General features: G+C 61.6%; 10 protein-coding genes. 6 read left to right on the top strand and 4 right to left on the bottom strand.

Annotated elements, in window-relative coordinates; genetic code table 11:
• The first annotated feature begins 192 nt into the window (after positions 1-192).
• A complete protein-coding gene (locus tag FMN63_RS03765) occupies positions 193-2,319 on the top strand; it encodes a TonB-dependent receptor domain-containing protein (protein ID WP_148582616.1) in 2,127 nt (708 codons plus the stop codon).
• A gap of 56 nt (positions 2,320-2,375) precedes the next feature.
• On the opposite strand, the gene FMN63_RS03760 is transcribed toward FMN63_RS03765, so the two are convergent.
• Genes FMN63_RS03760 through FMN63_RS03750 form a run of 3 tightly spaced genes read right to left on the bottom strand, consistent with a single transcriptional unit; the run spans position 2,376 to position 5,504 of the window.
• Entirely contained in the window at positions 2,376-3,446 is a 1,071-nt protein-coding gene (locus tag FMN63_RS03760; RefSeq protein ID WP_148582615.1) for an ABC transporter substrate-binding protein, read from the bottom strand.
• Complete coding sequence (locus FMN63_RS03755) at positions 3,443-4,840, bottom strand: sensor histidine kinase (protein WP_148582614.1); 1,398 nt, start codon at positions 4,838-4,840, stop codon at positions 3,443-3,445. The genes FMN63_RS03760 and FMN63_RS03755 overlap by 4 nt, the downstream gene beginning before the upstream one ends.
• A complete protein-coding gene (locus FMN63_RS03750; RefSeq protein WP_162854986.1) occupies positions 4,833-5,504 on the bottom strand; it encodes a response regulator transcription factor in 672 nt (223 codons plus the stop codon). Before FMN63_RS03750 ends, FMN63_RS03755 begins: the two co-directional genes overlap by 8 nt.
• A gap of 191 nt (positions 5,505-5,695) precedes the next feature.
• Here FMN63_RS03750 and FMN63_RS03745 point away from each other — a divergent pair, with 191 nt between their 5' ends.
• From FMN63_RS03745 to FMN63_RS03735, 3 genes are all read left to right on the top strand, one after another.
• Complete coding sequence (locus FMN63_RS03745; protein WP_148582613.1) at positions 5,696-6,685, top strand: Bug family tripartite tricarboxylate transporter substrate binding protein; 990 nt, start codon at positions 5,696-5,698, stop codon at positions 6,683-6,685.
• 242 nt (positions 6,686-6,927) lie between these two features.
• On the top strand, positions 6,928-7,359 hold the full coding sequence (locus FMN63_RS03740; RefSeq protein ID WP_148582612.1) for a tripartite tricarboxylate transporter TctB family protein: 432 nt from the start codon (positions 6,928-6,930) through the stop codon (positions 7,357-7,359).
• A 12-nt stretch (positions 7,360-7,371) separates the two neighbouring features.
• Positions 7,372-8,913 carry a tripartite tricarboxylate transporter permease gene (locus tag FMN63_RS03735; protein WP_148582611.1) on the top strand — a complete coding sequence of 514 codons (1,542 nt, stop codon included), beginning with the start codon at positions 7,372-7,374 and terminating at the stop codon, positions 8,911-8,913.
• Between the two features lie 330 nt (positions 8,914-9,243).
• Here the strand turns inward: FMN63_RS03735 and pdxR are convergent, their stop codons facing one another.
• On the bottom strand, positions 9,244-10,692 hold the full coding sequence (pdxR, locus tag FMN63_RS03730; protein WP_148582610.1) for a MocR-like pyridoxine biosynthesis transcription factor PdxR: 1,449 nt from the start codon (positions 10,690-10,692) through the stop codon (positions 9,244-9,246).
• A gap of 125 nt (positions 10,693-10,817) precedes the next feature.
• Here pdxR and FMN63_RS03725 point away from each other — a divergent pair, with 125 nt between their 5' ends.
• Positions 10,818-12,038 (top strand): MFS transporter, encoded by a 1,221-nt coding sequence (locus FMN63_RS03725; protein ID WP_148582609.1) that lies wholly within the window; start codon positions 10,818-10,820, stop codon positions 12,036-12,038.
• Positions 12,035-12,832: a sulfite exporter TauE/SafE family protein gene (locus FMN63_RS03720; protein ID WP_209000921.1), complete on the top strand. Its 798-nt coding sequence runs from the start codon at positions 12,035-12,037 to the stop codon at positions 12,830-12,832. Before FMN63_RS03725 ends, FMN63_RS03720 begins: the two co-directional genes overlap by 4 nt.
• Positions 12,833-12,862: the final 30 nt, after the last annotated feature.

The following is a 12,862-nucleotide window of genomic DNA, read 5'->3' as shown; positions in this document are numbered from 1 at the left end:
CATTATGGGATCATTAGGAATTTTGGATTCATTCCAAAGAAACGGTTTTCCTCAAAGGCCGCAATCTTATACTTGACTCCTATATTCATATTTCATTAGGAACACAATACCTGAGTCACTGACTCATGTTTATAACGCTGTGTGAGAGGCAGCGAAAAGGACGCGAACAACGCGCACTCTTGGAGAATTTTTATGGGGCTAAAAAAGACCGGCAACTCCCGCTTGATGGGGGGTGTTGCCCTTTGGGTTCTGGCTTTTAATTGCGGGGCAGCGGCACAGGATCTGGAACCAGATGCCGCGTCGGCGGCACCTGCTGCCGTGGGACAGGATCAGCCGGTGTCGCTGTTGCAGCAGATCGTGGTCAGTGCCGGCGTACCGAAAGTCGCCATCGACACACCGCAGGCGGTCACGGTGCTGGACCAGGAAAGCATCAACGATCTGCAACCGCGTACGATCGGTGACGTTTTCGAGGAAATTCCGGGCGTGACGCCAATCGGCAGCAACTCGGTTCTCGGCGAGAGCATCAATATCCGCGGTATCGGCGAAGCGCTTTCGGGCGACGAGACCCGGATCATCATGCAGGTCGACGGGGTCAACAAGTTCTTCGAACAGTACCGGATGGGATCGTTCTTCTCCGATCCGGAACTCTACAAGCAGATCGAGGTTCTGCGCGGACCGGCGTCCTCGACGCTCTATGGCGCTGGCGCCATGGGCGGTGTGATCACCTTCACCACGAAAGATGCCAGCGACTTCCTCGATCCGGGCGACCTGATCGGCGGTCGGCTGAAAACATCCTGGGATTCCAACGGCAACGGCTGGCTGGGCAGCGCGATCATCGCCACGGAGCCGGTCAAGAACCTCGAGTTGCTGGGCGTCCTCAACTACAGGCAGTCTCAGGACATCACGGATGGCCAGGGCAACGAGGTTCCGGACACGGATTTCAACTCCATCAACGGCCTGATCAAGGCCCGTTACACCTTCGGGGAGAACGACGACCAATCCGTTTTCGCCAGCTATCAGAACTGGTCGAGCGACGAGGACAACCAGAACTACGACCAGATTTCCTGGGAGAACACTTTTGGAGACGTCGACCGCACAGTTACCGACCAGACCGCGATCATCGGCTATCAAAACGCCTTCACCGGCAACGATTTGCTGGATGTGAAGGCCCAGGTCAGCTGGTCCGACACCCGGGTTGAGCAGAAGAACCAGAACCAGATCTGTTTCGGTCCCTTTACCTGCACCTACCCCTTCGGCATCAGTTCGGAATACTCATATGAAACCTGGCAGGGCAAGGCGGACAACGTCGCCACGTTCCAGCTGGGGGAAGACTGGATGGCCTATGTCACGACCGGCATCGACGGCCAGTATCAGGAACGGCTCAATCCACGCCATTTTGCGAACTATACCCAATCCGGTTCGGGCTCTCACCCGGAAGGCGAAACGGTCAACGTCGGCGGCTATGCGCAGGCCGAACTGGTCTGGAACGACCGCATCACCCTCATTCCCGGTATGCGGATCGACTACAGCAATGTGTCTGTCGGCAACTATGTGAACAGCAGGGGTGCGACCGTCGACCTGGACGAGGACAAGAGCGCCGTCGGCTACTCTCCAAAGCTTGCGGCGATGATCAAGATGTCCGAGTGGCTCGGCGTCTTCGGTTCCGTTGCCCATACAGAGCGCCTGCCGTCACTCGACGAGGTATTCTCGAATTATGTCGTCAACGATCTCGACAAGGAACTGTCGAACAACTTCGAGGCCGGCATCACCCTGTCCTTTGACGATCTGATAATGGGCGGCGACGCTTTCCGCCTGAAGGGAACGGCGTTCCGCAACAACGTCACCAACTACTACGCCAGCTACTGGAACGGTTCGACGGTGGTAACGGAAATCATTCCGAAAGCCCGTTACGAAGGGCTGGAACTGGAAGCCTCCTACTGGACGGAAAGCGTCTACGGATCGCTTGGCGCTTCGTTGATCCGGGGCAACAATGTCAACACCGGCGGCTACCTGAATGCCATTCCCGCCGACAGCGCCTTCCTCAAGATCGGCTATGTCTACCGGCCATGGAACCTGGACTTCGGCTGGAAGGGCGACTTCTACGCCGCCCAGGACCGCGTGGGGTCCGACGAACAGGAAACCGCCGGCTATGTGCTGCATAACCTTTATGCCGCCTGGAAACCGGAAGAAGGCTTCATGGCGGACAGCGAGGTCCGCTTCAACGTCGATAACGTGTTTGACAAGTCCTACCGGAACCACCTGAGCGACGACGAAGGTGCTGGCCGCAGCTTCAAGCTGAGCTTCGCCAAGAAGTTCTGACCCATGACCCGCCGCCTGTCCCCGCGGGCGGCGGGTTGCCCGTCGGAGAAAAATAGTTACGGCCCTGGAAACGTCGACCGCCAGCGGCGCAGGAACGTTTCCCGGGTCAGTTCATCGAGCGCGACCATGAGCGCCGGCGACAGCCCGATAGGCCGCAGCGCGGTGGAACTCAGCCCCTCGCCCTCGTTGCCTTCTTCCGTTTCCAGAAGCGGGCTGATCAGCAACGCGGTCCTGAGGGCGAGCGTACCTTCCGAAGACAGAAGGAAATCCAGAAACGCTTCCGCCTCGGCCTTGTGGTCTGCCTGTTTCGGGATCATGAAGGTTCGTGACAGCACCAGGGTGTAGTCGGACGGCAGCACGATGCCGATCCGCTTGTCCTTGAGCTGATAGCCCTGGGCGTAGGACCCCAGCACGTTGTAGGCAATCAGATAGCGCCCTTCGGCAACGCCCTTGATGATGTCGACCGAGCAGCAGGTGGAAACAGCCTGCGACCGGCCAAAGGATTCCTGCAACGCGCCGAATGTTGTCGCTTCCTGCGCATCGGCGAACGCGAACAGATAGCCGAGCCCGGATTGCTCGATATCATAGGTCGCGACCCGCCCGGCATAGGGGGTGCCGTCGGGCCTCAGCAGATCAAGCAGGTCGAAGCGGCTCTGCGGAATATCCTCCGCCGGCACCAGCTCGCGATTATAGACGATCACCGCAGGCTCGCGGGTGATGCCCCACAATTCGTCGCGCCAGCGCAGCGCCTCTGGCAACCGTTCGGTCAACCGCGAACGATAGGACGCCGCGCAGGCCTCGTTGACGAGTTGCACCATCTGGTGAACACCGGAGCTGATGACGATGTCAGCACCGGCAACCCCATCACGGCAGTCCCGGCGGGTCAGCCGGTAGAGCTCGTTCGATCCCCATTGTTCATACCGCACCTGCAGACCCGGCTGGGTGCGCAGGAAGGTCTCGACCACGGGCCCGAAGACGGCAATATCGGTGGTCGAACGCAGCACCAGCACCCTGTTGGTGATCTGCGGCCCGAAAACCTCCACCAGCTCCTGGGCTGAAACGGCCCGGCCGGTGGTGAAGAGAGCGGCGAGGACAGCCAGGCCCTTCAGAAAAGTCACCAGCTTCATGCGCGTCCCTCCGGCAGGGCTGCAAAAACAAGGGCGGCGCGAAAGCAACCGCTGTCGGTTTTTTCCAGCCGCAATTCACCATCGAAGGAGTGGGCGACAGCATGCGCGATCGCAAGACCGAGACCGGAACTGCTTTGCCGTGACAAGGCCCCCTTGTTGAAGCGGGACCCCAGTTCGGCAAGAACGCCGTCCACCGGACCGCCGCCTGCATCTTCCACCCAGATACTGGCCCGGCGGCCTTCTGACGAGGCGCCGACCCGCACCGGCGAACGGCCGTATTTAAGCGCGTTGTTCAAAAGGTTCTTCAAGGCTTCCTTCAGGGACTGCGCATCGGCCAGTACTTCGACGGGATCCTCCCCGATATCCAGGATGACGTCGAACTCCGGATTGAGAACTGCGTGATCGCCTTCCTCGAAAACATCAAGAGCAATGTCGCGCAGGTCCACCCGCTCCCGTCTGGCGCTGTCGCCCCGGTGGATCACAAGCGCCTGGCTGAGAAGCTGGTCGAGAAGACGGCCGAGGCTGGCCGTGCGGGTCTGGATCCGCTCGACGATCTTTTCCTTTCTCGCAAGCTCCGGTTCATCGGTGAAAAGGTCCGCCTGCGCCCTGAGCGCCGCCACCGGTGTTCGAAGCTGATGAGCGGTGTCGGAGATCAGATGCCGCATGGAGTTCATCTGCCGGTCGAGCCGGGCCATGAAGCCGTTGAGGGCGTTGATCATGACCGCCGTTTCCCGCGGAACCGAGGTATCCAGCGGCGTCAGGTCGTGCGGATCTCGTGCGGCGAGACCACCGGCGATCCGCTCCAGAGGCTGCAGCACGGAACGCACGACGACCACCGACAACAGCACCATCGCAAGCCCGGAAGCAGCAAGCACGTAGAGCGCCTTGCGGGTGATGTCATAGGCCATTTCATTGCGGGCGCGCAGTGTCTGGCCGACAACCACCTTGACCGTGCCGTTGAGCGTGCGCTCGGCAAACCGGCGCGAGACAACGGCAAACCGGGCTTTTTCACCAAAAAAGGAACTGTCGAAAAACCCATCCCGAAAATCCCTGCGCCGCGTTGGCAGGGTAATTTCGTCGTAGCCGGTCAGGGTTTCCCCTTCCGCACCGATGATGCGGTAGCCGATCCTGTCATCGGGAGCGAGGGCCAGCAGCTCGAACGCGGAAACCGGCAGCTCGATGACGGGCCGGCCGTCCTGCACGGTGATCGACGAGGCGATCCCGGTCGCCGCCCCCAGAAGCAGCCGGTCATAGGCGCTTCGGGCCGCTTCCCGGCCATAGGCAAAGGCGGCGATGGAAACGATCACCCCGCCGAAGATCAGCAGAAAGGCGATACCGAAGGCAACACGCGCCGTGAGCGAGGACAATGCCACCTTGCGGAACAGATCAGTCATCGACTTCCAGCTTGTAGCCAAGCCCTCGCTGGGTCTCGATCCTGACAGACCCGCCCGAGAGTTTCTTGCGCAGCCGCGCGACATAGAGCTCCAGCGCGTTCATGCTGACATCGGCATCCTGAAAACTGAACACCCCATCGAACAGGCGTTCCTTGCTGACGGTCTTGCCGCGATTGTGAACCAGGATCTCCAGCAGCGAGAATTCGCGCCGCGTCAGGGTGATCGGGTTGCCGCCCTGCCGGACAACCCGCGCCGAGGCATTGAAGGAAAGTGTTCCGAGCGTCAGCTCCTCCGACTTGTCTTTCTGCTCCCGGCGATGGAGCGCGCGGATGCGGGCCTCCAGTTCGCGGTGGTCGAACGGTTTGACCAGATAATCGTCCGCCCCGGAATTGAGCGAGGACACCCTGTCATCGACGGAAAACTCGGCCGTCAGCATCAGCACCGGCGTGCGTTCGCCCCGGGTGCGCAGTTCCTTCAGGAGCTCGGTGCCCAGTCCGTCCGGCAAATTGATATCGAGAACGATCACGTCGTAGGTCTGGACCGTAACGCAGGCCCGCGCCTCTTCCAGGGACTTGGCCAGATCGCAGGCGATACCGGACCGGCCCAGCCGGATCATGATCGCTTCGGCCATGTCGAACGTGTCTTCAACAAGCAAAAGACGCAAAGATTCATTCCTCCCGCCCCAAGTCTTGCCCCGCAATTTCGCCGCGCGCAAGCAATGTGCACCGTGTTGACAGGTTGATGACAGGGTTTGCCGCTAGGCTCTTCCTCACATCCGTTGGGAGGACTCGCAATTGCGACACAGCGGATACAAGGGGCTTTCCAATAGCCCTGCTCTTGTGGAGGAACGACAACATGACATTCAAAACGACCCGCCTCTTGCTGGCGGCCGCATTCCTTGGCGCGTCCGCTTTCGGTGCAACCGCTGCCGACTTCAAGCCGGAAAACCCGGAATGCATCGCACCGGCCAACCCGGGCGGTGGCTGGGACTTCACCTGCCGCCAGGTCGGCAAGACCCTTCAGGACCTGAAGCTTCTGGACAAGACCATGCAGGTGGTGAATCTGGCTGGTGGCGGCGGCGGCGTGGCATTTGCTGAAGTGGTCAACAAGCGCGACGACGACAACGACCTGATCGTGGCAGCGTCCTCGGCCACCGCGACCCGTCTGGCTCAGGGCGCTTACCCGGGCAACACCATGGACCAGGTCCGCTGGGTGGCCTCCGTTGGCGCTGACTACGGCGTGATCGCCGTTGCCGCCGACAGCCCGATCAACACGCTGCCGGAACTTCTGGACGAGATCAAAAACAATCCGACATCCATTTCCGTTGCCGGCGGTTCCGCTGTTGGCGGCTGGGACCACCTGAAGGTTCTGATCGCGGCCAACGCTTACGGCATCGAAGACGTCCGCAAGGTGAAATACATTGCCTTCGACGGTGGCGGTGAAGCCGTGACCCAGCTTCTGGCCGGCTCCGTGCAGGCCTTCACCGGCGACATTTCCGAAGCCAAGGGCTTTGTCGACAGCGGCGACATCAAGGTGATCGCCGTTCTGGCGCCCGAGCGTCTGCCCGGTGAATTCGCCGACTTCCCGACCGCCAAGGAACAGGGCATCGACGCAATCGGTGCAAACTGGCGCGGCTTCTACGCTCCGGGCAAAATGTCCGACGAGGCATACAACGCCTGGGTGTCCAAGGTCTCCGACCTTTACTCCAGCGACGAGTGGAAAGCCATCATGGCTGCAAACGGTCTGGCTCCGCTCGACCTGCAGGGCGAGGAATTCGAGCAATTCGTTGCCAACTCCGTGCAGCAGATCCAGAACATCTCCAAAGAAATCGGCATCATCAAATAAAAAAAGCGGTTGTGCCGACTTGGGGGGCGCAGTCCTTGTGCCCCCTTCTTTGTTCGGATGACGCCCCAACGCGGGCCTCATCCGGTTTACCGCGCACCGAGGTCACGCCGACCGCATAAGTCATGACCGGGCGCACCGGATTGCCGGCAAACGCGGTGGCAGACTTCAAGTGCCGGAAAACAACAGAAAACGCACGGGGCGGCGGCCGGTATCGGAAAAGAGCCGCTCTCAGGAAGGAAACCATGAGCGACCGTATCTTTGGCGCGGTCGGGCTTTTTCTCGCGCTGGGATATGCCTGGGCCGCTCTCATTATCGAAGAAAGCTTTCTGTCCGACGCGGTCGGCCCGAAGGCGTTTCCCCTTATCATCGCCGCAGTTCTGGGCCTTGCCTCCCTTGCGATTTTCCTGAAGCCTGACGCCGCGCCGGAATGGCCGTCGTTGCCGCGCCTTCTCGAAGTCGCCCTGGCTGTGCTGGCGATGATCCTCTACGCGATCCTGCTGCCGGAAGCCGGTTTCATCCTGGCAACGGCTGTCGCCGCCAGCTACCTCACCTGGCGCCTCGGGTCCGCGCCCATCGGGTCGGTGCTCATCGGCTGCCTGACGTCGGTCGGCATCTACGCTGTCTTTCACCTCGTGCTTGGCCTGTCTCTGGCCAAGGGCCCGTTCGGGTTTTAACGGAGCATCGGCATGGACACTCTCTCTTCACTGGCCGACGGCTTCGTCATCGCGCTGACCTGGCAGAACCTTCTGCTGGCCCTGCTCGGCTGTTTTCTCGGCACCATCATGGGTGCCCTTCCGGGCCTTGGCCCATCCAACGGCGTCGCCATCCTGATCCCGCTGGCCTTCACCCTCGGCCTCGGCGCAACACCCTCGCTGATCCTGCTGACATCGGTCTATTACGGCGCCATGTACGGTGGGCGTATCTCGTCGATCCTGTTGAACATTCCCGGTGACGAACCGGCGATGATGACCTGTCTCGACGGGTATCCGATGGCTCAGCAGGGCCGCGCCGGCGAGGCGCTGTCGCTCTCGGGCGTTGCCTCCTTCGTCGGTGCGTTCATCGCCACCTGGGGCCTGATCCTGCTGGCGCCGCAGCTGGTCAAGATCGCGCTTCTGTTCGGCCCGGCGGAATATTTCGCCCTGTTCACGCTGGCTTTCGCCACCCTGGGCGGCGTTGCCTCGACCAACCAGGCCAAGACCGCCTTCGCCGCGGCGCTCGGCATCGGTCTGGCCACCGTCGGCGTTGACACCCAGACCGGCGTTCCGCGCTTCACCTTCGGCGAAGTGCACCTTTACGACGGCATCGACTTCCTGGTCGCCATCGTCGGCCTGTTCGCCCTGTCCGAGGTCTTCCTGTTTCTGGAACACCGCCATGGCAATGCCGAAGCCAACGCCAGCAAGGTGTCCGTCGGCCGGCTGATGCCCAGCTTCGCGCTCCTGAAATACTGCACCCCGACCATGCTGCGCACCAGCCTGCTCGGCTTCGTGGCCGGTGTTCTGCCCGGTGCCGGCGCGTCGCTCGGCTCGTTCGTTTCCTATACGTTCGAAAAGAAGCTCGTCGACAAGGAAGGCACCTTCGGCAAGGGCGATCCGCGCGGTGTCGCCGCACCGGAAGCCGGCAACAACGCCGCGGCCGGTGGGGCGCTGGTGCCGATGCTGGCGCTCGGTGTTCCCGGGTCCGGAACAACGGCCGTGCTGCTGGCGGTTCTGCTGGCGCTCAACATCACCCCGGGCCCGCTGCTGTTCACCCAGCAGCCGGATGTGGTCTGGGGCCTGATCGCGGCGCTCTTCATCGCGAACTTCATGCTGCTGGCCATGAACATTCCGATGATCGGCCTGTTCACCCGCGTTCTCCTGGTCCCGCCGCGCATCCTGATGCCCATCGTCGCCATGGTCAGCTTCGTCGGCATCTACGGCATCTCCGGCTCCTCCTTCGACCTTCTGGTCATGGTCGGTTTCGGGGTTCTGGGCTGGGTGCTGCGCAAGCTCGATGTGCCGCTGGTCCCCATCATCCTCGGCACGCTGCTGGGCAACGCCATGGAAAACAACCTGCGCCGCGCCATCACCATCAGCAACGGCGACTGGGCCGTCCTCGTCGGCAGCCCACTCTCCATCGGGCTGTGGAGCCTGGCCATCATCGGCTTCGTCCTGCCGATCATCTTCGGCCGGGTCCTGAAAGCCCGCATGCGCCACATGAAGAAGGATGAGGAAAGCTCAACCATCGACTGATTGCTAGCCAACGCCCCAACAAACAAAAACGCCCTCTCCTACCGGACGAGGGCGTTTTTTATTGAGGCGCGACCCCCAACGCCGTCCTTCCGGGCGGAGAGCAGCAGCGCTGCATTTGTCCGGAAGGACGCGTGGAGCGCACACTGAAGAATGTCCGCTTCGCGTCCCCTCAAGTCGGTCGCGCCTGTTTTTTCAGCCTCATCTGTAAAGCAGTCGTTGGCTGTTCGCTTTTTGAACAACCCAAATGGGCGGGGAGCGGACGTTGGCTGCAGTATGTGCGAATGGCCGGTTAGGTCTGGGTTGTTTTCGACCTGAAGTACTTGCCAAGCTTCACACATGTTTCGTTTCCTGATCGAACAGATTTCTCAGGCCGTCGCGCAACATCGTGATGCGTTCGGGCGTGGCGCTGCCCACACCAATCACTAGCCCTCGCAGGTCGCCTCTCTGACAGTAGCCGGAGAGCCGTCCCGGATGCAGACCGCGACGTGCCAATTCCGCCAGAACAGGTTCTTCATCCAAATCACTCCTAAATTGTAGGGTGACCTGCACCCCCCCGTCGGGCGGATGAACTGTCACCTCAGAGATCGCGGTCAAAGCTTCCACAAGCGTGCGAACACGTCCTTGATAGTCCCGCGCGATACGTCGGATTTGGACACGATAGCGCCCGGACTGCATCAGCTCCGCCAGAGCGAACTGGGCATGAAGGTTCGCTATCATTCCAAGGTTCCGCTGGGCCCTGCGCACGGTGTCGATCAGGCCGGGTGGCACCACAATCCAGCCAATCCGCAAGGCAGGCAGCAGGGCCTTTGACGCGGAACCGATCAGCACGACGTGCCCGTCATGATCCTGCGCCGCCAAAGCGGGAATCGTGCGGCCTGACCAATGAAAATCGCTGTCGTAATCGTCCTCGATCAGAACCGCGCCCGTCACCTTGGCGCGGGCGATGAACTCCAGCCTACGGGAGAGCGAAAGCCGTTTGCCAAGAGGATACTGGTTCGAAGGTGTAAGATAGGCCAACCGCGCCTCCACGGGCAGGCCCGCGGGATCCGCCCCGCCCGCATCGACCCGAAGCGGCGAGAGGCGCAGTCCCGCCCCGAGAAATGCGGCGCGCGCGCCAAGCCAACCTGGGTCCTCTATCGCGGCGAGATCGCCGGGATCGGTGAGGACCTGCGCGAGCAGCGCCATGGCGGCCTGACTTCCGGGCACGATGACAATCTGATCTGCATCGACATGAACGCCCCTGTCAGAGGCCAACCGATCCCTCAGGGCCAGGCGCAGGTCTTCAACCCCATAGGTGTCTCCATAGAGCGCGGGTGCGCCAAGCCGTCTGCGCGACACCCGCCGCAGGAGGCGCGCCCATTCATCTGCTGGGAACAGGGTTTCGTCCGGCTCCCCGGGCGCAAGCGCCCCACCAGAGGTTGGCAAGACCTCGCGACGAAAATCCGCACTCAACGCCTCCCCTCTCAGGGACGGGGTCGGGCCATGGCGACATGTCTGGTCCTGAATCGAATGTTCGGGCGAGATCACGCGCGGCGCTGCCCCCTGTCGCACCGTGATGATGCCTTCGGCGGCCAGCAACTCATAGGCCGAGGTCACGGTCGTTCGCGAGACCCCGAGGTCTTCTGCGGCACGTCGGCTCGACGGCAGCCTGTCGCCGTCGCCAATGCGACCGTCCCGAACGGCCCGGACGAGATCGTGATAGAGCTGTGTCGGGAGCGGTTCCGAGCGCTCTTCGGAGAGATGGCAGACGGATGTCAGCCAAACTGGACTGCGAAACATTTCTATAACTGGATATTTTTTCAATCCAGTTTTGAGCCCAATATCGCCTCATGTCAATCCAATCGCTTCGCCTAACCGCCATGCCGAAGCTGTGAAACGCGTCCGCTCCGCAAAGGTCACATGTCATGATGCAAACAGAACCCTCCCGGCACATTCCATGGGTCTTCGCCCTGTTCTGGGGCGCGCTGCTCGCCGCGGCAGGCTACGGCGCGACTTTCGTGCTGACCCGCCATTTCATCGCCTTCGGAGGCTCGGAAATTGACACGGGCTACGTGCTCGCAGTCGCAGTGGTTGGCACGTTCGTAAGCCTGCCCATGACCGGAAGCTTTGCGATTTCTTTCGGAGCGGCGCGCTGTGCCGCGATCGGTGTCGGTCTCGTCGCATTGGCCTTTGCCCTTCTGGCGCAATCTGAGACTTTGGACGCTCTGTGCCTTTTCGGAGGCTTCGCGCTCGGCTGCGGCTGGGGTACGTTTTACCTCGCCGCCCCGATGGCCCTGTCCCGGCTCGCCGAGGACACAGACCGGGCTTATTGGTTCCTTCGCTTTGGCGCATTTCAAATGGCGGGGATCGGCCTTTCTCCGGTTTTCGGCGAATTTATGGTGACGCGGCTTGGCATGAGCACACGGGGTTACTTTCTTGTAGTCGCGGCAAGCTGTTGTCTGGCCTGTCTCTTGCTCTTCGCATTTGATCGGCGGACCCGGCGCATGGGCCCCACTGGCCGCAGAGCAGACCTGTCATGGCTGCGGGCCATAGGCGCAGTGTTCAGAAGCCCGTCAATCACACCCATTGTCATGGTCGCGCTTGGGGCGGCGACCTTTGGAGGGGTGATGACATTTCAGTCCTCGATCGTGAGAGGCGCCGCACTGTCCCCCAGCACTTATTTCGCGGTCTATACCGTCACGGTCGTTATCGCACGATGGCTGCTGGCCGCTCCCGTCAATCGCTTGCCGTCCCGCATCAGCATCCCAGCGCTGATTGCGACCATGGTCGTCGGCCTCTGTCTTCTCTTCGGGGCGGGATCGGACGTCATCGGCTCTGCTGCGCATTTCGGATCGGCAGCGCTCTTCGGGCTCGGCTACGGACTGGCCTATCCGCTTATCCAGGCCCGCGCGGTGAACGATGTTGGGGACCCGGCGTTGCAGAACGCGGCCCTGACCTGGTTCGTGATCTTCTATTTCGCGGGCCTGTTCGGCTTTCCCTTCCTCGGCGGTTGGATCGTTGTCAGCTTCGGAGTGGAGGCCCTCATCGTGGGCATCATCTTCGCTGGCGCGGTGGAGCTTGCACTCGCGTTCAGGATCGGGCGTCGTTTCGCGCCGCAGATGGTCAAAAGAGCAGGTCCGCAATGACCTGTGCGCTCATAGACCCCTCTTCAATCTGGTCGTTTGTATCGCTGATGTTCTCAAACACCGACGACCTGCTTCCGCCATTTCTGCACTGGAGCGCCTGCGCGGCAGCCGTCACCTGCGGCACGATCCTCCAGAAACTCTCCGGGGCGGGCTTCGGAATGATCGCGGCGCCGGTCATGACGCTTGTTGCGCCCGAATGGGTGCCCGGAACGGTTCTGGTCCTGGGGTTTGTGATCGGGATTGGCTCCCTTCTCGGCGGACGGGATGCGGTGGTCCGTTCCGATCTGCCTCCGGGCCTGGCGGGTCGTGCCGTGGGCGCCGTGATCGCCGCAAGCCTTGCCAGCGTGGTTGTGGGCTCAGACGCGCTTCCGGTCGTCATTGCGATCATCGTGCTTCTTGCTGTCGCACTGACGGTTGCGGGGCTGTCGATCCGGATCTCACCGTGCAGCCTGTTCATCGCGGGTGTGACCGGAGGCCTGATGGGAACGCTCAGTGGCATCGGTGCGCCCCCGATGGCCATTCTCTACTCGACGGTAAACGCCCGCCGTTCGGCAGCAACCCAAAACGCGTTCTTCGGGTTTGGCATGGCGTTATCCATCGGGGCCCTGAGCCTGGCCGGGTTGATCCGTGCGCCACAGCTTGCGCTCGCAGTCACTCTTGTGCCGTTTGGTCTGTTGGCCCTCCGGGCATCCCGCCCCCTCGTCGCGCGGTTCGAGCGCAGATCGATTCGACCATGGGCTTTGGGCCTCGCAACGCTTTCCGCCGTCATATTGCTCGCCCGTTCGATCCATTAGGGAACCCGCAGCGAAGGCAAGTTATCAGTC

It is taken from the genome of Stappia sp. BW2 (genome assembly GCF_008107695.1).
In the GTDB taxonomy this organism is placed as follows: Bacteria; Pseudomonadota; Alphaproteobacteria; order Rhizobiales; family Stappiaceae; genus Roseibium.
This window is presented reverse-complemented; position numbering and strand designations above follow the sequence as displayed.